The organism is Bradyrhizobium sp. Leo170, assembly GCF_004296405.1.
Taxonomy (GTDB): Bacteria; Pseudomonadota; Alphaproteobacteria; order Rhizobiales; family Xanthobacteraceae; genus Bradyrhizobium.
This window is the reverse complement of sequence record NZ_PSRR01000881.1, coordinates 1-446: the sequence shown is the minus strand read 5'-3', so window position 1 is coordinate 446 and position 446 is coordinate 1. Positions and strand designations below refer to the sequence as shown.

1 protein-coding gene is annotated in these 446 nt (G+C 57.6%); it reads right to left on the bottom strand.

Annotation, left to right across the window (positions count from 1 at the left end):
- The coding region (locus CWO89_RS45215) for a transposase (RefSeq protein ID WP_130584486.1) at positions 1 to 298 on the bottom strand (298 nt) is incomplete at its 3' end.
- Positions 299 to 446 lie beyond the last annotated feature (148 nt).

Here is a 446-nt window from a genome sequence, read left to right as displayed (position 1 = left end):
CATCCGGCGACAGTCCCACGAACCAGCGATACAGAAGATTATAGTCCAGTTGCTCCATCAACTGGCGTTCCGAGCGGATGCCATAGAACACCTGCAGCAGCAAGGCGCTCAGCAATTGCTCCGGAGGGATCGAAGGACGTCCCTCGCTGGCATAGAGCCTCCCAAGGCTGCGGTTCAAATCACTCAATACATCCCGGACAAGTTCCCGCACCTTCCGCAGCGGATGGTTCGCTGGCACACGCTTATCCGGCGCGATGTACGAAAACAGGCCGCCTTGATCCGTAAACCTGCCGCGCATGAGCGTCTCCGCTGATTCGAGATGACAAGTGAATCATCAAGCCCCCTCGGTGGCGAGGGGGTTCTTCAGCAGACTGCTAGAGCATCTGTCACGTTTCATCGTGGAACTGGTGCGGGAGAGCCTGGACCTCAGCGCGATATCTGGCAAA